At 65.8% G+C, this 22,672-nt stretch carries 21 protein-coding genes and 1 pseudogene; 17 read left to right on the forward strand and 5 right to left on the reverse strand.

What is annotated here, in order from left to right:
* Positions 1–42 precede the first annotated feature (42 nt).
* From A5782_RS19765 to A5782_RS19780, 4 genes are read left to right on the forward strand one after another with little or no spacing between them, the layout of a single operon-like run.
* Positions 43–1,458, forward strand: coding sequence for a class I adenylate-forming enzyme family protein (locus tag A5782_RS19765; RefSeq protein ID WP_067103849.1), 1,416 nt, complete (start codon positions 43–45; stop codon positions 1,456–1,458).
* Positions 1,436–2,341, forward strand: a complete 906-nt coding sequence (locus A5782_RS19770; protein WP_067103757.1) for an acyl-CoA dehydrogenase family protein — start codon at positions 1,436–1,438, stop codon at positions 2,339–2,341. Before A5782_RS19765 ends, A5782_RS19770 begins: the two co-directional genes overlap by 23 nt.
* A complete protein-coding gene (locus A5782_RS19775; RefSeq protein WP_067103759.1) occupies positions 2,328–3,416 on the forward strand; it encodes an acyl-CoA dehydrogenase family protein in 1,089 nt (362 codons plus the stop codon). Before A5782_RS19770 ends, A5782_RS19775 begins: the two co-directional genes overlap by 14 nt.
* Before the next feature lies 1 nt (position 3,417).
* Positions 3,418–4,185, forward strand: a complete 768-nt coding sequence (locus A5782_RS19780) for an enoyl-CoA hydratase/isomerase family protein (RefSeq protein WP_067103761.1) — start codon at positions 3,418–3,420, stop codon at positions 4,183–4,185.
* A gap of 27 nt (positions 4,186–4,212) precedes the next feature.
* Here the strand turns inward: A5782_RS19780 and A5782_RS19785 are convergent, their stop codons facing one another.
* Complete coding sequence (locus tag A5782_RS19785; RefSeq protein ID WP_067103763.1) at positions 4,213–5,061, reverse strand: proline iminopeptidase-family hydrolase; 849 nt, start codon at positions 5,059–5,061, stop codon at positions 4,213–4,215.
* A 157-nt stretch (positions 5,062–5,218) separates the two neighbouring features.
* Here A5782_RS19785 and A5782_RS19790 point away from each other — a divergent pair, with 157 nt between their 5' ends.
* The 4 genes and pseudogenes from A5782_RS19790 (at position 5,219) to A5782_RS19805 (ending at position 8,066) form a co-directional block, all read left to right on the forward strand.
* Complete coding sequence (locus tag A5782_RS19790; protein WP_067103765.1) at positions 5,219–5,737, forward strand: phenolic acid decarboxylase; 519 nt, start codon at positions 5,219–5,221, stop codon at positions 5,735–5,737.
* 185 nt (positions 5,738–5,922) lie between these two features.
* A pseudogene (locus tag A5782_RS26545) lies at positions 5,923–6,042 on the forward strand (acetyl-CoA C-acyltransferase); the annotation flags it as partial.
* 109 nt (positions 6,043–6,151) lie between these two features.
* The gene (gene meaB, locus A5782_RS19800) at positions 6,152–7,039 is read left to right on the forward strand and encodes a methylmalonyl Co-A mutase-associated GTPase MeaB (protein ID WP_067103769.1); all 888 of its coding nucleotides are present in this window, start codon (positions 6,152–6,154) and stop codon (positions 7,037–7,039) included.
* A gap of 130 nt (positions 7,040–7,169) precedes the next feature.
* A complete protein-coding gene (locus A5782_RS19805) occupies positions 7,170–8,066 on the forward strand; it encodes a thiamine pyrophosphate-dependent enzyme (protein WP_067103771.1) in 897 nt (298 codons plus the stop codon).
* Here the strand turns inward: A5782_RS19805 and A5782_RS19810 are convergent.
* Positions 8,059–8,712, reverse strand: coding sequence for a response regulator transcription factor (locus A5782_RS19810; RefSeq protein ID WP_067103773.1), 654 nt, complete (start codon positions 8,710–8,712; stop codon positions 8,059–8,061). The genes A5782_RS19805 and A5782_RS19810 overlap by 8 nt on opposite strands.
* A 113-nt stretch (positions 8,713–8,825) precedes the next feature.
* On the opposite strand from A5782_RS19810, the gene A5782_RS19815 reads away from it, so the two are divergent.
* The gene (locus tag A5782_RS19815; protein ID WP_067103775.1) at positions 8,826–10,046 is read left to right on the forward strand and encodes a sensor histidine kinase; all 1,221 of its coding nucleotides are present in this window, start codon (positions 8,826–8,828) and stop codon (positions 10,044–10,046) included.
* 203 nt (positions 10,047–10,249) lie between these two features.
* Here A5782_RS19815 and A5782_RS19820 read toward each other — a convergent pair whose 3' ends face one another.
* The 3 genes from A5782_RS19820 to A5782_RS19830 form a co-directional block, all read right to left on the reverse strand.
* The gene (locus A5782_RS19820) at positions 10,250–10,993 is read right to left on the reverse strand and encodes a class I SAM-dependent methyltransferase (protein WP_067103777.1); all 744 of its coding nucleotides are present in this window, start codon (positions 10,991–10,993) and stop codon (positions 10,250–10,252) included.
* A 97-nt stretch (positions 10,994–11,090) separates the two neighbouring features.
* Complete coding sequence (locus tag A5782_RS19825; RefSeq protein WP_067103779.1) at positions 11,091–12,707, reverse strand: FAD-dependent oxidoreductase; 1,617 nt, start codon at positions 12,705–12,707, stop codon at positions 11,091–11,093.
* 14 nt (positions 12,708–12,721) lie between these two features.
* Positions 12,722–13,399 carry an IclR family transcriptional regulator gene (locus tag A5782_RS19830; RefSeq protein WP_067103781.1) on the reverse strand — a complete coding sequence of 226 codons (678 nt, stop codon included), beginning with the start codon at positions 13,397–13,399 and terminating at the stop codon, positions 12,722–12,724.
* Between the two features lie 125 nt (positions 13,400–13,524).
* On the opposite strand from A5782_RS19830, the gene A5782_RS19835 reads away from it, so the two are divergent.
* The 8 genes from A5782_RS19835 to A5782_RS19870 are packed head-to-tail and all read left to right on the forward strand — an operon-like array spanning position 13,525 to position 22,672.
* On the forward strand, positions 13,525–14,388 hold the full coding sequence (locus A5782_RS19835; RefSeq protein WP_067103850.1) for an alpha/beta fold hydrolase: 864 nt from the start codon (positions 13,525–13,527) through the stop codon (positions 14,386–14,388).
* Positions 14,388–16,106, forward strand: a complete 1,719-nt coding sequence (locus A5782_RS19840; RefSeq protein WP_067103784.1) for a bifunctional 3-(3-hydroxy-phenyl)propionate/3-hydroxycinnamic acid hydroxylase — start codon at positions 14,388–14,390, stop codon at positions 16,104–16,106. Before A5782_RS19835 ends, A5782_RS19840 begins: the two co-directional genes overlap by 1 nt.
* Positions 16,054–16,971 (forward strand): 3-carboxyethylcatechol 2,3-dioxygenase, encoded by a 918-nt coding sequence (locus A5782_RS19845; RefSeq protein WP_067103786.1) that lies wholly within the window; start codon positions 16,054–16,056, stop codon positions 16,969–16,971. The genes A5782_RS19840 and A5782_RS19845 overlap by 53 nt, the downstream gene beginning before the upstream one ends.
* 8 nt (positions 16,972–16,979) lie before the next feature.
* A complete protein-coding gene (locus A5782_RS19850) occupies positions 16,980–18,707 on the forward strand; it encodes an FAD-binding protein (RefSeq protein ID WP_197694286.1) in 1,728 nt (575 codons plus the stop codon).
* Positions 18,708–18,709: 2 nt separating this feature from the next.
* On the forward strand, positions 18,710–20,011 hold the full coding sequence (locus A5782_RS19855; protein WP_067103789.1) for an LLM class flavin-dependent oxidoreductase: 1,302 nt from the start codon (positions 18,710–18,712) through the stop codon (positions 20,009–20,011).
* Between the two features lie 41 nt (positions 20,012–20,052).
* Complete coding sequence (locus A5782_RS19860) at positions 20,053–20,880, forward strand: coniferyl-alcohol dehydrogenase (protein WP_067103790.1); 828 nt, start codon at positions 20,053–20,055, stop codon at positions 20,878–20,880.
* Positions 20,868–21,857, forward strand: a complete 990-nt coding sequence (locus A5782_RS19865; RefSeq protein ID WP_067103791.1) for a cyclase family protein — start codon at positions 20,868–20,870, stop codon at positions 21,855–21,857. The genes A5782_RS19860 and A5782_RS19865 overlap by 13 nt, the downstream gene beginning before the upstream one ends.
* Entirely contained in the window at positions 21,857–22,672 is an 816-nt protein-coding gene (locus A5782_RS19870) for an alpha/beta fold hydrolase (RefSeq protein WP_067103792.1), read from the forward strand. The genes A5782_RS19865 and A5782_RS19870 overlap by 1 nt, the downstream gene beginning before the upstream one ends.

Genomic DNA, 22,672 nt, shown 5'->3' on the forward strand with positions numbered 1-22,672 from the left:
GTATGGATGTCGGGTCAGCCCGGTCTTCAGGAAGGACGGGACGTGACCGAGCCGGCGGCGCTCGTGTTCGAGGAACGGCGATTCAGCGTGCCCGAACTCGACGCGTTGGCCGACGGCTGGGCCGCCACCCTGGCAAAGGACGGTGTCACCGCAGGCCAGCGAGTTGCTGTCATGTCCTCCAACCGGCCGGAGTTCCTCGCCGTGTTGCTCGCGATCTGGCGACTGGCGGCCACGGCGGTACTCATCAGCCCCGCGTGGAAGCGCGACGAGGTCGACCATGCGCTTGGGCTGACCGATCCCGCGCACGCCGTCGGGGACCACCCGGTACTGGCCGGGCTGATGGCGATGCTGCATCTGGACGAGCCGGGTCCGCCCGCGGAGCCGATGACCGGCTCACCGGCGCCTGGGAGCGACGCGGCCCTGGTGTTCAGTTCCGGCACCACCGGCCTGCCGAAGGCCGTTCGGCACACCCACGCCTCGCTGCATGAGGCGGTGCGGCACTGGCGCCAGGCGCTGCACCTGACCCACCGCGACCGGATCCAGGTTGCGACGCCACCGTCACACATTCTCGGACTGTTGAACCTGCTGACCGCCCTGAAGGTCGGCACGTGGGTGCGGCTGCATCCCCGGTTCGACATCGACCGGGTGCTTGCGCACATCGAAAGTGACCGCATCACAGTGGAAATGGCGGTCGCCCCCATCGCGCTGGCCATGGCTTCGCATCCCGACCTCGAGTCCTATGACCTGTCGTCGCTGCGCTACATCATGTGGGGCGCCACGCCGGTCAACACCCACGTCGCGCAGACGGTGACCCGGCGCACCGGCGTGGGTTGGCTTCCGGCCTACGGGACCACGGAATTGCCTGTCATAGCATGCAATCCGATCCGAGACGCGCGGCTCGACACCGTCGGACGGGCGGTGCCCGGCGTGGATCTACGCGTCGTTTCGCCGAACAGCGGCGAGCCGGTCGGCCCGGGCGAGGTCGGTGAGATTCAGGCCCGCTCGGCATCGCTGATGGCCGGCTACTTACCAGACGAGGCGACCGGCGAGGCGATCCGCGAGGGGTGGTACCGCACCGGCGATGTCGGCTGGCTCGACACCGGCGGTTGGCTGCGGATCACCGACCGGCTCAAAGAGATGATCAAAGTGCGCGGTTTTCAGGTCGCCCCCGCCGAAATCGAGGCGGTATTGCACCTGCATCCGGCCGTCAAAGACTGCGCGGTCTTCGGGATTCCCGATGGCCTCAACGGCGAAGCGGTCGTGGCCGCGGTTGTCGCATCCGAACCGATTGACACCGAGGCGGTCGCCACCGAACTGACCACCCGGGTGGACGAAAGACTGGCGTCATACAAGCGTTTGAGCCGGGTGGTGTTCGTCCCCGACATTCCTCGCCTGCCTTCCGGCAAGGTGCTGCGCCGAGTGTTGAAGGAGCACTATGGATGTACGTCTGACAGCTGAACAACAACAGCTACGCGATGCCGCCGCCAAGCTGGCCGACGATCTCGGACCGGCGGCGGTGCAGGATCTCGAAGATCAGACTCGGATTACGCGGCTGGACAAGCAAATCGAGAACACCGGCTGGCGGTCGTTGCGTTCCGACGGGGCCTCGGGGGTGGAAGTAGCCATTGTGGCCGAGGAATTCGGCCGCAGGCTGGTTGACACACCGTTCCTGGGTCCGGTGCTCGCCGATGATCTGGGCCGCCATCTCGGCGCCGACGTGTCGGCGGTGACCGTGGCGGTCGACGATCGAGTGATCGACGCCCGTGGCGCCCGGCGCGCCCTGTCACTCTCGGGTGGGACAGTGCTGGCCGTCGATGTGCAGGCTGCACCGGAGAGTGTCGATCTGACACGGGCTGACGCGACGATCGCGGGATCACCGCAGAAGCTGGGGGAAGTGTCGTCCGAGATTGCCGAGCAGTGGCGGGCCCTCGCTTTGGTCACCACGACGGCAGACCTGGTCGGCATCGCCCGTGGCGCACATGCCGTCGCGTGCGACTACGCCAAAATCCGTGAACAGTACGGCAAACAGATCGGCTCGTATCAAGCCATCGCGCATTTGCTGGCCGAAAGCCTTGCGCTGATTGAAGGTTCGGTCAGCGTGTTGCGGCATGCCGCGTGGGGCGTCGATGAGTTGACACCCGCCGAAGCCATTCGGGCCGCCCAAATCGCAAAGGTCTACTGCGCGCGCGCCACCCGCACCGTTTGCGAGACGGCCATCCAGGTGCACGGCGGTATCGGCAACACCTGGGAATGCGTGGCGCATGTCTATCTGCGCCGGGCTCTGACATCGACCGAGCTGTGGCCGGTCGCGTTGAAGGAGATCGATCTTGGACTTTCGTGACTCACCCGATGAAGCCGCCTTCCGGGAGCGGCTGCGCACGTGGCTTTCGGCGCACGCCAAGGAGTTCTCCGGCTCGGGCGACGAATATTGGGCGCGCATGGCCGACTGGCACCGCGCCCTCTACGACAACGGCTTTTTCGGCCTGTCCTGGCCACGCGACTGGGGCGGGCAGGACCTGGCGCCCGTCTACGACGTCATCGTCGACGAGGAGCTGGTGCGGGCGGGTGCGCCGCCGCGCCCCAGCGTCGGTTATCTGGTGTATGGCATCGGTGAACACGCCAGCGACGAGCTGCGGAAGCGCTTCCTGCCAGGCATCATCAACGGCACCGAACGCTGGTGCCAAGGCTTCAGCGAGCCCGGTGCCGGTTCGGATCTGGCGTCGCTGACCACCACCGCTCGCCTCGAAGGTGACAACTATGTGGTGAACGGACACAAGATCTGGACCAGCTACTCCGACGTGGCCGACTGGTGTCTGTTGCTGGCACGCACCGACCCCGGGGCCAAGCGCCACCGCGGTCTGTCGGCTTTTGTTCTGGAAATGAAACAGCCTGGCGTGCAACAGCGCCCGCTGCAGATGATCAATGGGGTGACCAACGAATTCGGTCAGGTGTTCTTCGACGGCGCCAAGGTGCCGGCGGACCGGATGGTCGGTGCCCCCGGTGACGGTTGGGCGGTGGCGATGACCGTCGTGGGGCACGAACGCGAGCCCTCCACGCTCGGCTATGCGGCCCGCTACGGCAAGCTTGTCCGAGAGCTCTTGTCGCGCAACGCGGGTCCGGTTCCCGAAGAGCTGGCGTGGGCCGCCGTTCAGTCGGATATGCTGACCCACCACGTGCGGCGTCGGCTCTCCGAACAGCTCGACGGGGTATCGCACGGGTCGGAAGGCTCGCTGGACAAGCTGTTGATGACCTGGGTCGAACAATCCGTCGGGCATGCCGCGCTGGCCGTCGCGGGAACGCGCGATCCCGGTCTGCTCAGCGCCTACCTGTACAGCCGGGCGCAGAGCGTCATGGGCGGGACATCACAGATACAAAAGAACATCATCGCTTCACGAATCTTGGGATTGGGAGTCTGACGTGTACGACATGCCGACCGAAATCGACGTTCAGGCCGACGGCGCCCTGCGCATCATCACGCTCAACCGGCCGGATTCGCTCAACTCGGTCAACGACAACCTGCACGTCGGGCTCGCGCGGCTGTGGCAGCGATTGACCGACGACCCCACGGCGCGCGCCGCGGTGATCACCGGGGCGGGTCGGGCGTTTTCCGCCGGCGGCGATTTCTCGTATCTCAAGGAACTGTCGGGCGATGCCGACCTGCGCGCCAAGACAATTCGCGACGGACGCGAGATCGTGCTCGGCATGGCACGCTGCCGGATTCCGGTGATCGCGGCCGTCAACGGCCCCGCCGTCGGACTGGGCTGCAGCCTGGTGGCCCTCAGCGACATCGTCTACATCGCCGAGAACGCCTATCTGGCCGATCCGCACGTCCAGGTGGGCCTGGTGGCCGCGGACGGGGGGCCGCTGACCTGGCCGCTGCACATCAGCCTGCTGCTCGCCAAGGAATTCGCCCTCACCGGCACCCGCATCAGTGCGCAGCGCGCCGTCGACCTCGGGCTGGCCAACCACGTGGTCGACGACCCGGTTGCCGAGGCAATTGCCACCGCCAAAAAGATTCTGGAACTGCCGCAGCAGGCGGTGGAAAGCACCAAGCGGGTGCTCAACATTCATCTGGAGCGCGCCGTCCTCGCGAGTTTGGACTATGCGCTGTCGGCCGAGAGTCAGTCGTTCGTCACCGAGGACTTCCGGTCGATCGTCGCCAAACTGGCGGAGGGCAAGAACTGACGCGACGGCGGCTGCGCGGTGAGCCGGTCAGTCGTGCCGGCGCAGAAAGTCACGCATCACCGCATCAAACTTGTCCGGCTCCTCGATGAACGGCATGTGAGCGCTCGACTCGAACAACTCAAACCGTGAGCCCGAGATGTGCTGGTGCATTTCCCACATGTGTTCCGGCACGCATTCGTCGTACCGGCCCGCGAGCACCAGTGTCGGCACGGTGATTTCGTTGAGCCGATCCACCACATCCCAGTCCCGGATCGTCCCCACGATGTGAAAATCGCTGGGGCCGAACATCGTCTCGAAGATTTCGGCGCCCATGTTCCGGAACGCGTCCTCGAGCTCACGCGGCCAGGGACGTACCCGGCACAGGTAGGTTTCGTTCCAGGTACGGATAGCGGCCTGGTACTCGGGGGAGTACGTTGTGCCGTCGGCTTCATGACGATCAATGGCGGCTTGGGTGCGCGGGTCCAGCTCGGACTTCAAGCGCCCCACCATCTTCGCGAACTCCGGGATGGACGCGATGCTATTGGAAATGGTCAGGCTCGCCGCGCCGGGGGCCGTGTCAAGCACGTACTGCTGAGCCAACATCCCACCCCAGGAGTTGCCGAAGAGATGGAAGCGGTCCAGACCGAGGGCGCCAACCACGGCGTCCACCTCGGCCACCGAGCGATCCATCGTCCAAAGTTCGGGGTTGGGCGGGCATGCGGAGTTCCCGCAACCGAGTTGATCCCAGAAGATGAGTTCTCGCTCCGTGGCCAACCGCCCCAGTGACCGCAAGTAGTTGTGCGGTAAGCCCGGCCCGCCGTGAATGACAAGCAGCGGAAGGCCCGGCCCGCCACCGGTCCGCTTGAACCACACGTTGCCGCCCGGGACCGGGACCATTCCCTGAGTCATCTACCCACCATCGCAAATCAACGCGTTTCCCGCAGACCTGCCGTCCTCCTGGCAGGATTCCAATGGATCGCAGCGTCCGCTCACCGATCGGTCCCACCACCGTCGTCGTGTCAGCCGACACAGCCGGCCCCAATGGAGGAACGCAATGACCAGTATCGAGAATCCCATTCCCGCGCAGGACTTTTCGGGAATAGTCGGACACCGCTTCATCTACACCTACGCCAACGGATGGCAGTACGAAATGTATGTCAAGAATGCCACCACCATCGACTACCGAATCCACTCCGGGCATGTTGGAGGGCGCTGGGTCAAGGGCCAGGACGTCAACCTCGTCCAACTCGACGACGACAGTTTCAAACTATCGTGGTCCGAACCCACGGGCACCTGCGTGGCCGTCAACATCTTGCCCTCCAAACGCCGAGTCCACGGCGTCATCTTCTTTCCGCAGTGGATCCGTCTGCACGGTGAGCGCACGGTCTGCTTCCAGAACGAACACGTGGATGAGATGCGGGCCTACCGGGACCAGGGCCCGACCTACCCGATCTACGAAGTCCCGGAATTCGCCTACATCACCCTGTTCGAATACGTCGGTGTCGACGACGAGAGCGTCATCGACACCGGTCCCGAGAACCTGCCCCCGGGATGGTCGGACCGCACCAACTGATCGACCGAGGATCGCGCCCGATACTTGCCGCGGGAGCCGTCCGGGTGGGGATGCCGTCGCATCATCGTTCACCGCGACCGGACGCTTGTTGCGACTCATACTCTCGCAATGAGAGAATATGATTCTCTTGAATGCGCGGATGACTCTCGGCGCCGCGCACCTGCTGGCTGAACTGGAGAAGACCTGTGCCTGAAGCCCGCATCGTGTCCGCCCTGCGCACCCCGATCGGCACCGCCCGCACGGGCACACTGCGCGACACCAGTGCATTCGACCTGGCGCACCACGTTGTCACCGAAGCGGCCAGGATGCACGAAGTGCGCGGCCGTGGCGGTGGCATCGGTGTCGCGGCGATGCGTGCGGGCGGCGGAATGGGTTCGGCGACGGTGATCGAGGTCGCGGCTCCATAATGCGTACATGACCATCGCTGATCTGATTGCCCGCGCGCGCAACGGATCTCCGCGTGCGGCCGGTCGGCTTCTCAGCCTCGTCGAGGGCGAGCAGCGCGACGAGGTCTTGGCGAGTATCGGTCCCGCGTCGCAGGGCGTGGGGCCGGTCGTCGGCATCACCGGGCCGCCGGGGGCCGGAAAGTCGACGACGGTCGCCGCGCTGGTTGGCGCCTACCGCAAGCGCGGCTCCCGGGTGGCGGTGCTGGCGGTAGATCCGTCGTCTCCGTTCAGTGGCGGGGCGCTGCTGGGCGATCGCATTCGAATGGCCGCGCATATCAACGACTCCGACGTACTCATCCGTTCGGTCGCGACCCGTGGCCATCTCGGCGGCCTGGCCGCCGCGGTTCCGGCGGCCATCCGGGTGCTGGGGGCGATCGGTTACGACGTGGTCCTGCTGGAGACGGTGGGGGTGGGGCAGTCCGAGATCGAGATTGCCGCCGTCGCCGACCCGACGGTCGTCATTCTCAATCCCGGGGCGGGCGATGCGGTGCAGGCCGCCAAGGCGGGAGTGCTGGAAGTCGCCGACATCGTGGCGGTCAACAAGGCGGATCGGGACGGCGCCGAGCAGACGGTTCGGGATCTTCGGGCCGAAACCAGTGCCCCCATCGTTTCGCTGATCGCCGCCCGGGGCGAGGGCATCGAGGACCTGATGGCCACCATCGAGGACCATCGCCGCACCGACAGTCGTGCCCGCCGACTAGCCCGCGCCCGAGCGCAGATTCTGTCGCTGGCGCAAACCCGGCTGAGGACCCAGCCGGAGCTCGACCGGCTCGCCGAGGCAGTGGTCGACGGCGATCAGGACCCGTACACGGCCGCCGATCGGCTGATCTCACCTCCCGCGCCTCCAACCGACTGACGGCCGGCGTGTCCCCCAATCGGGGGAACGGGCATTCATCACCTTTGCGGGCCGATCGGCGGAGGTGCCACCCGCGCAATCGCCCTACGTTGAGGATCAAGCAGATCGCTTGAGAGTTAGGAGATCCGACATGACCCGCACCACCGAGACCTCGGCGGCACTTGCCCTTGATGACGAGCTGGAGCTGTACCGCCGAATGTGGGTCTTGCGACTGATCGACATGGCATCAGAGGACCTGCGCGTCGGCGGCCCGCTCGACGACACCGTGCGGCCGGAGTTCGGGCAAGAGGCGGTCGCGATCGGCACGGTTGCGGCCCTTCGTCCGGGTGACCTCGTGAACGCGACGACTCCCGAGTTCCAGCACGCCCAGCAGATTTGCCCGGCCCTCCCGCTGGGCCCGGCCATCGCCGACATGATCGGCCGCAAGCGCCGCGCAGGCGGGACCGCCGACTGGAAACGATCCCTGGCCAACGAAAGCGCTCTGGGCCAATCGACCCTGTTTGCGCTGGGGGACGCCAACACGCAGCGACTGGCCGGGGAAGGCAAGGTCAGTGTGTGTGTCGTCGGGGGCGGCGACGCGAACTCCGTCGAGTTCACCACGGCCGCAAAGATCGCCGTGCAATGGCGGCTACCGGTGGTGTTCGTCGTGCAAAACATCCGCGGCGGAACGAGCGCGCGCCGGCGCGCGTACGAATTCGACTCGATGCCCATGCTGTCGGTCGACGGCAGGGACGTTGTGGCGGTAGCCGACTCGGTCGCCGAAGCGGTGCACCAGGCGAGCGCCGGCGGCGGCCCCACCCTGGTCGAGGCGATCACTTACCAAACGAACCACCCTATTGCCATCGACCCGTTGGTCTTCGCCTGTCGGCGGCTGATGGCCGCCGGCAGCACCGGCGAGCACCTCTACGAGGTGGAACGCGGGGCACGCCAGCTGGTGGCCGAGGCCGTGGCCGCGGTAAAAGCAAAGGTGTGGGCGCAACAGATCAGTCCCGCGCCAGAGTCAAAGCCCTGGCCGGCTGCTAGCTGAGCAGACCCTGCCGCATTGCCTCGGCGACGGCGGCCGCGCGGTCGCTGACGCCGAGCTTCTCGTAGAGGCGTTGCACATGCGTTTTGACCGTCGACGGTGCCACAAAAAGTTCACCCGCAATCGCGGGGACGCTTTGACCGCGGGCGATCCCGTTGAGCACCTCACGTTCGCGCGCACTCAGCACCGGCGCCGTGGGCTGGGCACGCTGTCGGATCTGGGCGGCGAGACCGCCGACGAGCACCGGTGCCACCACGTCGCGACCCTGCGCGCAGTCCAGCACGGCCTTGACGATCTCGCTGCGCGTCGAGTCCTTGAGCACGAACCCCGCGGCACCCTGCTGCAATGCCTGGTACACGATCGCCGACTCGTCGTGCGCCGAGATCAGCAGCACCCGGGTGGGCAATCCCTGGCTGCGCACCGCGGCCGCCACCTGCGCGCCGTCCATGCCAGGCATTCGATAGTCGAGCAGCGCGACGTCGGGCAGATGAGACTTGATCAATTCCAATGCCGCAGAGCCGTCTTCCGCCTCACCGACGACGCTCACCGAACCGCTCGACGACAGGGCGCGCACCACGCCTTCACGAAAAAGCGGGTGATCGTCGCCGACAACCGCCCGCACCATTTCGGGGGTAGCCGCACCGACCATGGCGACGAGTGTAGCGGTTTGCCCAACAGCGGCATTCGCATTCCCGGGACGCCACGATGAGACATTTTCCAGTTTGCTTCGAGGCCGCGGACACGGATGAGTACGGTGATCGGGTGGCGGTAGCCGGTGACGCGGAACTGGAACGGGTACGCGCGGTTCACCAATTGCGCTCGTATCGCATCGGCTCGGTGCTGCGGATCGGTGTGGTCGGCCTCATGGTCGCAGCCATGATCATCGGCACCCGCAGATCGGAGTGGCCGCAGGAAAGCGTGCTGATCGTCCTGTACGCGCTCGTCGCGCTGTGTGCGCTCGGATTGGCTTTCGCTCCCTTCCGTGGATGGATCGGGTTGGGCCGGTTGGTCGCGATCGGCCGGCTGGAGCCGTTCGCGTTCACCGTCATCGACATTGTCGCGTTGACCGTCTTCCAGTTGTTGTCCACCAATGGGATCTATCCGCTCCTGATCATGGCCATGTTGCCGGTCCTGTTGGGACTGGACGTCTCCTCACGCCGGGCGGCGGTGGTGTTGATCTTCTCCATGCTCGGGTTCGCTATTGCGGTGCTACAAGACCCGGTGATGTCGGGTGCGGTCCGGTTGGCGGAGGCGGGATTCCGGTTCTTGCTCTATGCATTCCTCTGTTGCGCAGCCTTCTTGGTGGTGCGCATCGAGGAGCGTCATACCCGATCGGTGGCCGGCCTGAGCGCGTTGCGGGAGGAACTGCTTGCTCAAACGATGAACGCCTCGGACGTGTCACAACGCCGGATCTCGGAATTCATTCACGATGGACCCCTGCAAGACATTTTGGCGGTGCGTCAAGAGCTCGTCGAATTGGATGCGGCGTTCGACGGCGACGAGCGTGTCGGCCGCGCGCTGACCGGTTTGCAGCTGGCCTCAGAACGGCTGCGGCAGGCCACTTTCGAGCTGCATCCGGCGGTGCTCGAGCAGGTCGGTCTGGGCGCCGCGGTGCAGCAGCTCGCCGAGTTCACCGCGCAGCGTTCGGGTGTCGACATCACCACCGACATCGAGTATTCGACGCGCAGCGGCATCGATCCCGTCGTGTTCGGCGTGGTGCGCGAGTTGCTGTCCAACATCGTGCAACACGCCGCGGCCCGTACCGCGACGGTCAGGCTCGGGATCACCGACCAGACCTGTGTTCTGCATGTGGTCGACGACGGCGTGGGGTTCAGCCAGGAGACGGTGGCACGCCGCCTGGGGGAGGGACACATCGGGCTGGCGTCGCACCGCGCCCGGGTGGAAGCCGCCGGGGGAACCCTGCTGTTTCTCGACGTCCCGGTGGGCACCCACGTCTGCGTCGAAGTGCCACTCACGAACTAGCCGCTCCGGCGCACTGTAGCCGCATCCATCGCCCGCGTTACGTGCGTACCAGTGAGGCGGCATAAGGCGATTCCCCTGTGCGCTGTCACCGGCGCTAGCACACATGAAACTCACCTCTTGGTCGGTTGCGCGGCGCCCCGAAGACGCGACGGCCTGGCCGAAAGCCACTGGGGTGTCGAGGATTCGATCCGAAGTCGGGTGCCTCAGCCGTAGTCACTGACCAGGAGCCGGTAGCCGGCGTCGAGCTCGTGTTGTTCAAGCAGCTCCGCGTGTCGTTGTTGCCATTGTCCGGAGCGCAGGTCGGCCGCGAGCCGGGTGAGACCCTGGGCCAGGGAGCTCTCTTCCGCGTACGCCAGCATCGAGATGCCGTTGCGGACAGTGGGATCAAGATAGGCCGCGGGCCGGCGCCAAAAGGCGGCGCCGAATCCGTCGGTGCAGTCGTGCGGTACGGGCACGGTGTGCACCTGCGCCCCTCCCAACAGCTCCACCAATCGTTCAACCGGTACGTACAGTGCCTCGTTGATCCGAGCGGCGTCGGGCAGATATTCACGCAGCAACCAGAAGTTGCCTACCACCGCTTGATCCCAGGTGAAGACCACGATTCGGCGGCGGCTGACGCGGCGTAACTCGCCGATCCCGGCGGCGAGATCGCCCCAGTGGTGCACGGTCAACAAGGCCATCGCTGCGTCAACGCACTTGTCGCGCAGCGGCAAGGCCTCCGCCACGGCCTGGACACACGGCGCTGCTCCCGGGGGACGCTGGGCGATCATCACCATGCTGGGTTCGATCGCGGCGACGGTCTGGGCCGGTTCATAGGAGCCCGTGCCGGCCCCGACGTTGACGACGGTGTCCATCATTGCCAGGGCGGTATCCACTTGCGACGCGATCCGCGGGTCGGGTCGACGAGTGCTGCGATAGGTGGCGCCGATCCGGTCGTAGGCGACCATCAACCCAGGATGACGCAGGTTGGACCGATGCGCCAGGACGGCCGGTGCCAAATCACCCGACAGTGGCCCACGCTCGCCACCCTCACATCGGCCCCGGCTATTTCAGGTCGACCGACTTCCCGGTCGCGGCCGTGTGACCCGCACGATAGCCGAAAACCATTGCCGGGCCCAGGGTTCCGCCGGCGCCGCCGTAGGCCCGCCCCGTCACGCCGGCCATCGCATTGCCGGCGGCGAAAAGACCCGGTATCGGCTCGCCACCGACATGCAGGACGCGGGCGTCCTGATCGGTGCGCGGGCCGCCCTTGGTGCCCATCGCACCGATGCTCACCGGCACCGCGTAGAAGGGAGCGGTGTCGATCGGGCCCAGAGTTCTACCGGCCGGTGTGGTCGCGCTGTCGTCGCCCCAGTAGCCGTCGTAGGCGCTCGACCCGCGTCCGAAGTCGGGGTCGGCACCGGCGGCCACATGACGGTTCCAGCTCTCGACCGTGCGGGCCAGACCGTCGGCGTCGACACCGGTCTTGGCGGCCAACTCGGCAAGGTCCGCCGACTCGCAGAACCAGTGCGGGACGGGTTGCCCCGGTTCGATACCAAGGAATCCGTAGCGCTGCAAGTGAATCGAATCGAACACCATCCACCCGCGATCGTTGACGTACCCGCCGCGAGGGTCCAGGTAGTGGAAGGCGCCGGCCATCGAGTTGTAATCGCACGCCTCGTTGACGAAGCGCCGGCCGGCTGAGTTGACGATGATGCTGCGTGGCCGCGTTCTTTCCAGTCGCACGCTGCGACTGCGCGGTCTGCCCTCGATGGTGTCGCCCGGGATTTGCACGATCGGCACCCACCACGCCTCGCCCATGTTGGCCAGGTCCGCCCCGTGCTCCATCGTCATGCGCAAACCGTCGCCGGTGTTGTTGGGCGGAGAGACCGCGCCGTGCATGGGGCCGCGCAGAAAGGCTTGTGCCAGAGCCGGATCCCACTCGAAGCCGCCGGTGCCCAGGATAACGCCGCGCCGCGCGCGAACACGGATCGTGTGATCCGATAGCGCCACTCGCACCCCGGTGATTTCTCCACCTTCCGCGATGAGTCCGTCGGCCCGGGCATTGGTGTGCGGGGTCACCCCGGCGTCCAGCAGACCCTTGAGGAGTCCCGCGATCAGTGCCGTGCCCGCCACGCACAGATGACCGGTTCGCTCGTCGATCGCCGCGTGCAGGCGCGCCCTGGTCTCGGCGTCGAAACCCACGTTGGACCAGTCGGCGGGGAAAGACGTGATCCGCGATGACCATTCGCCCAGTTGAGCCAGATCGAAGGGGGCCGCACTCAGCGACCTGCCGCCGGTCGGCTGCCCTCCCGGTAATTCGGGACGATAGTCGGGGAAGCCGGTCGCAATCTCGAACTGAAGTCCGCTGTGTGCCTCGATGAAATCGAGCATCGCCGGGCCGGTGCGCACGAACGTCTCGACCAACTCGTCGTCCATCGAGCCGAGCGACTGGGCACGCAGGTACCGTAACGCGTCGGCAGGGGTCAATTCGCCGTCGGGAGAACGGTTATGGGCGGGGATCCACACGATGCCGCCGGATACGGCGGTGGTCCCGCCGACGGTCGGAGCCTTTTCATAAACCTCCACCGAGGCGCCCACTACGGCCGCGGTCAGCGCGGCGGTCAGGCCCGCGCCCCCACTGCCCAGCACGACGACATCGACTTCGTGGTCCCATGACATGGACTGCTATCCCTTCAGCTCAGTAGCTCCGATAACTGCTTGGCGGCCTTGACGACGGCATCTTTGCCGCGCAGCACGACGTCTTCTCGGTGTGAGATGAGGTTGATGCACGTGGGCGGCGACGGCACCGGGCGGCGCACCCCGACGGCCAGGCCGTAGGTGTTCGGTTCGATCTCGCCGTAGGTCGTCACCCAACCGCGTTCGCGCGCACGGGAAACCAGCTCTCGTTCGCCCGGGCGCGGAGGCATGCACGCGAGCAAGGCGATCCCGGCGGCGCCGCGGTCCAGCGGGTATCGGCTGCCTTCGTGAAAGGAGAGCTGGTAGGCGACATGGCTGGGCACGATCACCGCGATCGCCACCTGCTGGTCGCCTTCGGCGATGAGCAGGGACACGGTCGTGCCGAGCTCGTCGGCCAGCGCGCGCAGCGTCGGCATACTCACCTGCCGAACATTGCGGTCGAAGGAGGCGCCGAGCACGGCGAGGCCCGCCGCCGGCCGGTAGCGCCCGTCCTCTCCCTTGGCGACCAGTCGAAACTCGGCCAACGTCGTCAGCAATCGGTAGGCGATGGTGCGATGCACCCCTACCTGATCGGCGAGTTGTTGCACCGTTAGTCCGCTGGGGGAATCCGCCACCATCTGCAGGGCGGTCAGACCCCTGGCCAGGGTCTGCGAACCGGTACCAGACCCCGTCACAGCCTTGACAGACTTTCGCGCGAGAGCGAAGCTCTATATATAACGCACATCAGTGTGCGATATTAGCACACGTAGTGAGCCGAAAACGAGAACGAGATTTCCCGATCTGGAGGCCGGACAGCACCGTGGCGGAGTTCGAGAGCATCTGGAGCGATCTCCAGGGCGTCGCGTTCGAGCAGGGTTACCTCGACGCCGGGGGAGTGCGGACCCGCTACCTGCGCGCCGGTGATCCCGGGAAGCCTGTGCTGGTCTTGTTGCACGGATCCGGCGGCCACGCCGAGGCTTACGTGCGCAATCTGGGTGCGCACGCCGAGCATTTCTGGACCTGGTCGATCGACATGCTGGGCCACGGGTACACCGACAAGCCGGGCCACCCGCTGGAAGTAGCCCACTACGTCGCGCACCTAATGGCCGTGCTGCGCACCATCGGTGTGGACCGCGCTTACCTCAGCGGCGAATCGCTCGGTGGCTGGGTGGCCGCGCGCGCCGCTGTCGACCATCCGGATGTGGTTGAGCGACTGGTGCTGAACACTGCGGGCGGCTCGCAGGCCGATCCCGTGGTGATGCAACGGATCATCACGCTGTCCATGGCGGCCGCCGAGGACCCGACCTGGGAAACGGTGCAAGCGCGTATCACATGGCTGATGGCCGACAAGTCAAAGGCATATGACGACCTGGTCGCCAGCCGCCAGCGCGTCTATCGCCAACCCGGGTTCGTCTCCGCGATGAGTGACATCATGGCGTTGCAGGATCCCGAGATTCGGGCGCGCAACATCCTCGGCCCGGACGAATACGGGTCGATCGTCGCCCCGACGCTGGTGCTGTGGACCAGTGACGATCCCACCGCCGACGTGACCGAGGGACGTCGCATGGCGTCGATGATTCCGGGCGCGCGCTTCGAGGTGATGCCCGGTTGTGGCCACTGGCCGCAGTACGAGGACGCCAAGACCTTCAATCGCCTGCATCTCGACTTCCTGCTGGGCCGGTAATGGTCGCACCGGGGCAAGCGGTACCTGACATCGAGACCGATGTTCTCGTGGTGGGCGCGGGTCCGGTCGGCTTAACCCTGGCCAACATCCTTGGCCTGCAGGACATCCGCACGCTGGTGGTCGACGAGCGGGACACCCTCATCGACTATCCGCGCGGGGTGGGACTCGATGACGAGGCGTTGCGCACCTTCCAGTCGATCGGGCTTGCCGACCGGGTGCTGCCGCATACCGTGCCCAACCAGATTCTGCGCTTCGTCGACGCCAAACGCCGGGTGCTCGCCGAAATGGCCCCACCGGATGCGCGTTTCGGCTGGCCGAAGCGAAATGGCTTCGTGCAACCGCTCGTCGACGCCGAATTGCTTGCCGGCTTGGACCGATTCGAGCACGTCCAGGTGTGGTGGGGACGTCCGATGGCGGCATGCCAGGAAAGCGGCGACGGGGTGACCGTCGAACTCGGTGGCGACAACGACGGCGACACCTCACGTCTGCGGGCGCGCTATGTGGTGGGGTGCGACGGCGGTCGCAGCATGACCCGCCGGATGATGGGTGTGTCTTTCGACGGAACGACCTCCTCGACGCGCTGGCTAGTGGTCGACATCGCCAACGACCCGCTCGGGCACCCGAACAGCGAAGTCGGCGCCGACCCCGAACGCCCGTACGCCTCGATCTCGATCGCTCACGGAATTCGCCGCTTCGAGTTCATGATTCACGCCGACGAGACCGATGAGCAGGCCGAAGATCCCGCGTTCCTGACGCAGATGCTGGCCCGGATGGTGCCACACCCCGACCGGGTCGACGTGATCCGGCGCCGGGTGTACACGCACCACTCGCGGATCGCTGGCGCGTTCCGCCAGGGCCGGCTCCTACTGGCCGGCGACGCCGCCCACCTGATGCCGGTGTGGCAGGGGCAGGGCTACAACAGCGGGATCCGGGACGCGTCGAACCTGGGCTGGAAGCTCGCGGCGGTGGTGAGCGGTCGGGCCGACGACACGCTGCTGGACAGCTATGACGTGGAACGCCGCAAGCACGCCCGCGCGATGATCGACCTGTCCACCATGGTGGGCAGGGTGATCTCACCGACCAACCGCCGGCTGGCCACCGCGCGAGATCTCCTGATCCGGTCGGCATCAATCGTGCCGTCGCTCAAGCGATATGTGTTGGAGATGCGGTTCAAGCCGATGCCGCGCTACGAGCACGGAGCCGTCGTGCATGCCGCGCCGGGCCGCACCGATTCCCCGGTGGGAACGCTGTTCGTCCAGCCACGCGTCGACACCCGAGAGCAGCAGAACGTGTTGCTCGACGACGTGCTCGGTTCGTGGTTCGCCGTGCTGTGCTGGAACAACAACCCACGCAAAATTCTCGGCGATGTAGCGTTCGCGAACTGGAAAGCACTGGGCGCCCGATTCTTTGCGCTCCGGCCGGCGACCCAGCTGCACTGGACCGGACACGACGACCCCGACGTCGTGGTCGTCGGTGACCGGCATGGTGGCCTGAAATCCTGGTTCGACACCCACTCCGACTCGGTGCTGTTCCTGCGCCCCGACCGGTGCATCGCCGGTGCCTGCATCGCTCAGCGCGCCCCCGAGCTGAGCGCCGCACTTATCGACGCACTCACACTCACGCCGCGAGGGGGTGATTTGCAAAGTGGCACTGGCTCTGTGCTGTATGTCGCACAGCCCTCTCCTGAATCTTCCGGGGCCGTCGCGGGACCTGCTTGACGACATCGAGGGCGCGATCGCCCAGGCGCGTGGCTTCGTCGAAGAATTTGACCCCGAATTGGTCGTCAGTTTTTCCCCGGATCACTACAACGGCTTCTTCTATAAGGTGATGCCGCCCTTCTGCATCGGCACCAGTGCCCGCGGCGTAGGCGACTACGGCACCCACGCCGGCCCGCTGAACGTGCCGGAACAGCTTGCGGGCGACTGCGCGAAGGCGGTCCTCGACGCGGGTGTCGACGTCGCGGTATCGGCCAGCATGGACGTCGATCACGGCACCGTCCAGCCTCTCGAAAAGCTCTTCGGCGACGCCACCTCGCGTCCGGTGATACCGATCTTCGTCAACGCCATCGGCGTGCCGCTGGGGCCGATGCACCGTTGCCGTGCACTCGGTACCGCCGTCGGCGGCTATCTGGGCACCCTGGACAAGCGCGTTCTGATACTGGGATCCGGTGGGCTTTCCCACAGCCCACCGGTGCCAACCCTGGCCACCGCGCCCGCGCCGGTACTCGAGCGGATCGTGCACGGCCGGCCGATGACATCCGAGCAGCGCCAGGCCCGGCAGGCCGCAGTCATCGATGCCGCCAAGAATTTCGCCGCAGGTGAGAGTGGGCTGCAAGCACTCAACCCGACGTGGGATCACCGATTCCTGGAAATCATCGACGGAGGATGGCTGAGCGAATTGGACGGGTGGTCGAATGCGTTCGTCGCCCACGAGGGCGGCAGCTCCGCGCAGGAAATCCGCACGTGGGTGGCGGCATTCGCGGCGCTGGAAGCAGCGGGACCCTACGAAACCACCGGACGCTACTACAAACTGGCACCCGAACTGATCGCCGGTTTTGCCATCCGAACGGCACTTCCGAAATGACGGCGGCGTTGGACGGTTTCGATCATGTTGTCGACGTACTGATCGTCGGGTCCGGCGGTGGCGGCATGACCGCAGCGCTGACGGCCCAGGCCGCCGGGCTCGACACATTGGTGATCGAAAAGTCCTCCCACTTCGGAGGTTCCACCGCCTTGTCCGGGGGCGGCATTTGGGTTCCAGGGGCTCCCGCGCAACGGCGGGAGGGCTATGTGCCCTCGCCCGAAGGCGTCGTGGAGTACCTCAAACAGATCACCGAGGGCCTGGTCAGCGAGGCACGGCTACGGCAATACGTCGAGACCGCACCACAAATGCTGCAGTTCTTGGAGCGACTGTCCGGGTGGTTCGAATTCGTCTGGAAGCCCGGCTATGCCGACTACTACCCGGAGTTGCCCGGTGGCTCCGAATTGGGCAGCACCATCAACGTGCCGCCCATCGACCTGCGGAAGTTGGCTTCCGACGAGCAGAAGCTGCTGCAGCCCCTGACCCTGGCCCCGAAGGGAATCTGGTTGGGGCCCAAGGAGCTGCGCACGTTCTACCGGATCAGGCAGTCGTGGGCCGGCAAAGCCGTTCTGCTCAAGTTGATTTCGCGGATGGTCCGGGCCAGGGTGTTCGGCGAACGGATGGCCGCGATCGGCCAGTCGCTGGCGGCCCGGCTCCGGTTGGCGCTGAGGGAAAGCGGCATCCCGCTATGGCTGGACTCGCCGATGGTCCAGTTGCTCACCGACTCCGACGGGGCGGTCACCGGTGCGGTGGTGGAACGCGAGGGCACGTCGCAGCGGATCGGCGCGCGCCTGGGTGTCATCATGGCGTCCGGGGGATTCGACCACGACCTGGCGTGGCGCAAAGAACTTTTGCCCGAGGTGGACCAAGACTGGAGCTTTGGCAACCCCGCAGCAACGGGCGACGGTATCCGCGCCGGCCAAAAGGTCGGCGCCGCAACGGACCTGCTCGATGAGGCCTGGTGGTTCCCCGCGATCCAGTGGCCGGACGGCCGCATGCAGTTCATGCTTAACGAACGAATGATGCCCGCGCAGTTCATCGTCAACGGTGCGGGCAAGCGCTTCATCAACGAGGCGGCTCCCTACATGGACTTCGGTCACGCCATGATCGATGGTCAGAGGTCCGGCATCACCCACATCCCGTGTTGGTTGATCACCGACCACCGTTCGTTCAATCGCTACGTCGTTGGGGGACACCTGCCGATACCCAGGATTCCGGGGGCTCCGGTGCCCACCGGCCGCAAGGTTCCGCCGGCTTGGCTGGAATCGGGCGTGGTCAAGGCGGCCATGACGTGGGACGACATGGCGACAAAGATCGGGGTGCCCTCCGACCAGCTTGCCGAAACCGCCAGGCGCTTCAACGAACTCGCCCGCAAGGGCCACGATGACGATTTCAACCGCGGCGACAGCGTGTACGACAACTACTACGGTGACCACACCTTGCCCAACCCGAATCTGTATCCGCTCGGTGATCCGCCGTACTACGCCTTCCGGATCGTTCTCGGGGACCTGGGTACCTCGGGCGGCCTACTGACCGACGAACACGCCCGCGTGCTGCGGACCGACGGCACCGTGGTGCCGGGACTCTACGCCGTGGGCAACGCCTCCGCGCCGGTGATGGGCCGTAGTTACGCCGGTGCCGGGGCGACCATCGGCCCAGCCATGACCTTCGGCTATGTCGCAGCGAAACACGTTGCGGCCCAGGCAGTCGACCGAGCCGCTAATACTCATAGGAGGTAACGATGAAAATCTCACTGTTCTACGAATTCGCCCTGCCGCGGCCCTGGGCTCCCGACGACGAACACGTCCTGCTGCAGGACTGTCTCAATGAGGTCGAGGCTGCCGACAAAGCGGGCTTCTCCACCGTGTGGCTGACCGAGCACCACTTCCTCGAGGAGTACTGCCACTCGACGGCACCGGAGATCTTCCTGGCCGCAGCCAGCCAGCGGACCAAGAACATTCGGCTGGGATTCGGCATCATGCACCTGCCACCGGTGGTCAATCACCCCGCCCGGGTGGCCGAGCGCATCGCCACACTCGATCTGCTCTCCAACGGCCGCGTCGAATTCGGCACCGGGGAATCGTCGTCGGTCGGCGAACTCGGCGGATTCAACATCGATCCCGCCGACAAGCGGGCGCAATGGGAAGAGGCCCTCGAGGTCTCGATCCGCTGCATGATCGAGGAGCCGTTCACCGGTTTCAACGGTGACCACGTCCAGATGCCGGCGCGCAACGTCGTTCCCAAGCCGCTGCAAAAGCCGCACCCGCCGGTCTGGGTCGCCTGCACACGGCCGGCCAGCGTGCAGATGGCAGCGCAAAAAGCCATCGGCGCTTTGAGTTTCGCCTACACGGGTCCCGGTCCGCTGACCGAGCGGGTCAACGGCTACTACAAGGAGTTCGAGGAGAACGGCGTCCCGGTCACTCCCCGGATCAACCCGAACATCCTGGCCATCGGCGGTGACCTGTCCATGATGGTGGCCAAGACCGACGAGCAGGCCTTGCAGCGGCTTGGACAGGGCGGTGGGTTCTTCTCGTTCGGAATCATGCACTACTACATGACGGGTGTGCACACGCCGGGCCGGACCGGAGTGTGGAAGCGGTATCTCGAAGAGGTCGAGAAGGATCCGACGCTGGCCTACGGTCCCGGGCGGGGTGCGATCGGGTCTCCGGCCACGGTACGCGAGTTCCTGCGCGGCTATGAAGAAAGCGGCGTCGACGAGATCATCTTGCTGCTCAACCCGCGTAGCCACGAGGGCACCATGGAATCCATCGAGCTGATGGGCAAAGAGGTTCTTCCCGAATTCATCGAGCGGGACGCAAAGGCGGTGGCGGAAAAGGCGAAGCGGTTGGAGCCCGTCCTCGAGAAGGTTGAGGGGCGTCGGCCAAAATCGACCGCACCGCAATTCGACGAGGATTACTCGTTTGGTGGACTCCCGACTGGTCGCGGCGGTAAGTTCACCGCCAGCGAGATCCCCGAAGCCATGGCGGAGATCAACGAAGGCCGCGTTCAGGCGGCGCAGCGTGCGAAGGAACAGCAGAAGTAGTGCCGGAAGGCATCTGAGTCGGGAGAATTTCGAGGCCGGCCTTGGGAGAAATCGACGATTGGTGGCGCTACGACGGTCGCCGCGCGGTGGTCACTGGATGTGCCTCGGGCATCGGCGAACACGTGGTACGGCAGCTCACCGAGCTGGGGGCCGAAGTCATCGGGCTGGACAAACGGCGACCGGACTTCGCGATCGATGATTTCCATGAGATAGATCTGGCCGATCAGGAATCGATCGAGTCGGCGGTGGCCGCGGTGACGGGTCCAGTCGATGCGCTGTTCAATGTTGCGGGCGTGTCGTCCGGGATCGGCGACCCGCCACTCGTCGTGACCATCAACTTTTTGGGGATGCGTCACTTCACCGAGGCGTTGATTCCGAAGATGGTCGTCGGGTCGTCCATTGCGAGCGTGTCATCGCTCGCGGCGGCCGGGTACCGCGAGCATCTGCGGCAGGTGGCACCGCTGCTTCATACCGCGACGATGCAGGAGGGCATCGACTGGTGCGCCCGGTATCCCGATGCGCTGGGTACCGGCTATCAGTTGTCGAAGGAGGCGATCATCCTGTACACCATGCGCGGCGCCACGCCGTTGGGCGCGCGGGGAATCCGCATCAACTGCACCGGCCCCGGGGTGACCGAAACGCCGATCTTGGACCAATTGCGCACGGCGTACGGACAGGGTTTTCTCGACGACATCCCCAAGCCGCTCGGTCGCATTTGCGGCCCCGCCGAGCAGGCCTCGGTTCTGCTCTTTCTGAATAGCAATGCCGCCAGCTACATTTCGGGCCAGGTGTTGTGGGTCGACGGTGGAAACGTGGGCGCCGCGATCGCGCGTGAACTCGAGGAAGGGCGTGCTCCGTGGCCAGTGTGACCGACTTTCGCCGGGCCGCTCGCGATGTCAGCAACTGGGGCCGCTGGGGCGACGACGACGAGCTCGGCACGCTGAACTTCATCACCGAGGAAAAGATCGCCCATGCCGCGAGCTTGGTCCGGCACGGGAGGGTGTTTCCGCTCGGTGTGGACTTCGGCTCCTCGGGGCCCCAGGGCGCCTTCGGGTTTCGGCACAATCCGATCCATGTGATGACGGTGGACGGCGGTGACGCGAACACGCTGGCTCAGTATGGGCCCGATTGGGCGCGCAATCCGACGGCGGCGCAGATGGGTCCGTACTTCGTCGACAATTTGTTCCGGTTCAACGACGACATGATCATCATGCCGTTGCAGGCGGCCACCCAGTGGGATGCGTTGTCACACGTCTATTACGACGACCAGCTCTACAACGGGATCCCGGCGGGTTCGGTGACCAGCCTCGGGGCCCGCCACCTCGGCATCGAAAAGGTTGACGGTAAGGGGATCACCTCGCGCGGTGTGCTGCTGGACCTGGTGCGCCACCGCGGCGCGGAGGTCTTCCTGGAGCATGGAAACCCCATCACTGCCGAGGAATTGGATGATGTCGCCCGCTCACAGGGCGTGACGATCGGTCGCGGCGACATCGTGCTCATTCGAACCGGCTGGTGGACGAGGTATCTACAGACCGGGAACAAGACCGAATCGTATTCCGGCCTGGACTGGCGATGCGCGCAGTGGTTGCACGATCACGAGATCGCCGCGGTCGCGTCCGACAACCTCCAAGTCGAAGATCCGGTGTCCGGGGTCGACGGTGTGTTCTTGCCCTTCCACCTGTTGACGCTGCGCGACATGGGGCTGATGCTCGGCGAGTATTGGGATCTGACCGCACTGGCCGCCGATTGCGCCGCCGACGGCGTCTACGAGTTTCAGCTCATTGCACCACCGCTGAGATTCGTTGGAGCAGTGGGCTCGCCGGTGAACCCGATCGCGATCAAGTGATGCAGCGCAAGGCTCTATCGGTCGATGGGCTGACCACCAGCTATCTGGAAGCCGGCGAGGGCGACCCGGTGGTCTTGCTGCACGGTGGTGAGTTCGGTGCCGGCGCCGAACTCGGCTGGGAACGCAACATCGCCGCGCTCGCCACCCGGCACCGCGTCTTGGCGCCGGACCAATTGGGATTCGGGCAGTCCGCGAAGGTCGTCGACTTCGTCGACGGTCGCGGCATGCGGATTCGGCATGTGGCGCGGTTTTGTGAACTGCTCGGCGTCGACTCTGCACACTTTGTCGGCAATTCGATGGGGGCCATCAACCTGCTCACCGACGCCACAACGGACACGCCGCAGCTACCCGTGCGCAGCTTGGTGATCATCTGCGGTGGCGGAGAAATCCAGCAGAACGAGCATTTCGAGGCGTTGCAGAACTATGACGCAACGCTGCCGGCGATGCGGCGCATCGTCAGGGCGTTGTTTTTCGACTCCGGCTATCCCGCCGACGACGACTACGTGCGCCGCCGCCACGAGTCGAGCACCGCGCCGGGGGCGTGGGAGGCCATTGCCGCAGCCAGGTTTCGCCGCCCCGGCGCGTCGCCGTCCGCGACTTTGTCGAGCGCACGTGCCTACGAGCGCATCGACGTGCCGACGCTTGTCGTCGAAGGGGGAGATGACAAGCTGCTGCCGGCCGGCTGGGCCGCCGAGATCGCCAAGCAGATCGACGGTGCCCGCTCGGTTGTGGTCGACAACGCCGGGCACTGCCCCCAGATCGAGCAACCCTCGGTGGTCAACCGGCTGCTGATGGATTTCCTGGGCGCAGTCTGA

This window comes from Mycobacterium sp. 852002-40037_SCH5390672, from assembly GCF_001665875.1.
Taxonomy (GTDB): Bacteria; Actinomycetota; Actinomycetes; order Mycobacteriales; family Mycobacteriaceae; genus Mycobacterium.

What these genes read in the sequence shown, in the direction of transcription:
- A5782_RS19770 (WP_067103757.1), top strand. Translation starts at nt 1,436, where the DNA reads ATGGATGTACGTCTGACAGCTGAACAACAACAGCTACGCGATGCCGCC.
- A5782_RS19785 (WP_067103763.1), bottom strand. Translation starts at nt 5,061, where the DNA reads ATGGTCCCGGTCCCGGGCGGCAACGTGTGGTTCAAGCGGACCGGTGGC.
- A5782_RS19790 (WP_067103765.1), top strand. Translation starts at nt 5,219, where the DNA reads ATGACCAGTATCGAGAATCCCATTCCCGCGCAGGACTTTTCGGGAATA.
- meaB (WP_067103769.1), top strand. Translation starts at nt 6,152, where the DNA reads ATGACCATCGCTGATCTGATTGCCCGCGCGCGCAACGGATCTCCGCGT.
- A5782_RS19805 (WP_067103771.1), top strand. Translation starts at nt 7,170, where the DNA reads ATGACCCGCACCACCGAGACCTCGGCGGCACTTGCCCTTGATGACGAG.
- A5782_RS19810 (WP_067103773.1), bottom strand. Translation starts at nt 8,712, where the DNA reads ATGGTCGGTGCGGCTACCCCCGAAATGGTGCGGGCGGTTGTCGGCGAC.
- A5782_RS19820 (WP_067103777.1), bottom strand. Translation starts at nt 10,993, where the DNA reads ATGGTCGCCTACGACCGGATCGGCGCCACCTATCGCAGCACTCGTCGA.
- A5782_RS19825 (WP_067103779.1), bottom strand. Translation starts at nt 12,707, where the DNA reads ATGTCATGGGACCACGAAGTCGATGTCGTCGTGCTGGGCAGTGGGGGC.
- A5782_RS19840 (WP_067103784.1), top strand. Translation starts at nt 14,388, where the DNA reads ATGGTCGCACCGGGGCAAGCGGTACCTGACATCGAGACCGATGTTCTC.
- A5782_RS19845 (WP_067103786.1), top strand. Translation starts at nt 16,054, where the DNA reads ATGTCGCACAGCCCTCTCCTGAATCTTCCGGGGCCGTCGCGGGACCTG.
- A5782_RS19855 (WP_067103789.1), top strand. Translation starts at nt 18,710, where the DNA reads ATGAAAATCTCACTGTTCTACGAATTCGCCCTGCCGCGGCCCTGGGCT.
- A5782_RS19870 (WP_067103792.1), top strand. Translation starts at nt 21,857, where the DNA reads ATGCAGCGCAAGGCTCTATCGGTCGATGGGCTGACCACCAGCTATCTG.